Genomic DNA, 896 nt, shown 5'->3' on the forward strand with positions numbered 1-896 from the left:
TCCATTCATCGGCTTGTGTCTCGATATTGGAGCCATCCTCTTTTCTCTTTTTCTCCATCAGTGTATCTTCTGAATGAGTTTCGGGTTGTTTGTTTTCTTCTGTCATGATTAACTCCTCCTCGTATTGAAATCAGTATAGTGTTCCTTTCTATATATACCCGTTCTCGCTTTGGACAAACATTGTTTTGGATTTGATTGTGATCGACTATTGATTCTGCCATAATAAAATCAAGTGATGGATTGATATTCTTTTTTATGAAAGCGTTATATTTCTAAGGAGGAGATCAGATGAAAGATATACATATTGGCATGATTGGGTATAAATTTATGGGGAAGGCGCATAGCAATGCATATCGCAGTCTACCGATGTTTTTTCCAAAAGCAGCAAAGCCTCACATGTCTGTTATCTGTGGTCGTGATTCCAAGCAAGTGGAACAAGCCGCAGCGCAATTCGGGTTGGGCAGAATATGTAACAGATTGGCAAGATTTGATCGCTCGTCCTGATATTGATCTATTGATATTAATGCACCGAGTAATATGCACAAAGAAATTGCGTTAGCAGCCGTACAAGCGGGTAAACATCTCTTTTGTGAGAAACCGTTAGCTTTATCACTTGCTGATTCACGCGAAATGTTAGAAGCCGCAAATCAAGCAGGAATTGTGCATATGATTGGGTTTAATTATCGTTTTTCACCTGCGGTACGATTAGCGAAGAAGTTAATTGATAGCGGGCGGTTGGGAGAAATTCGGCATTTTCGCGCATGGTTTCTTCAAGACTGGTTGCTTGATCCTCATTTCCCATTAGTCTGGCGTCTGCAAAAAGAAATTGCCGGTTCTGGTTCTCATGGTGATCTTGGCGCTCACTTAATAGACCTTGCGCATTATCTTGTAGGGGA

At 40.8% G+C, this 896-nt stretch carries 1 pseudogene; it reads left to right on the forward strand.

From position 1 onward, the window contains the following. Positions 1–288: 288 nt before the first annotated feature. Positions 289–896, forward strand: a pseudogene (locus DN394_RS28825) (Gfo/Idh/MocA family protein); the annotation flags it as partial.

It is taken from the genome of Bacillus sp. BB081 (genome assembly GCF_008368895.1).
Classification (GTDB): domain Bacteria; phylum Bacillota; class Bacilli; order Bacillales; family Bacillaceae_G; genus Bacillus_A; species Bacillus_A wiedmannii.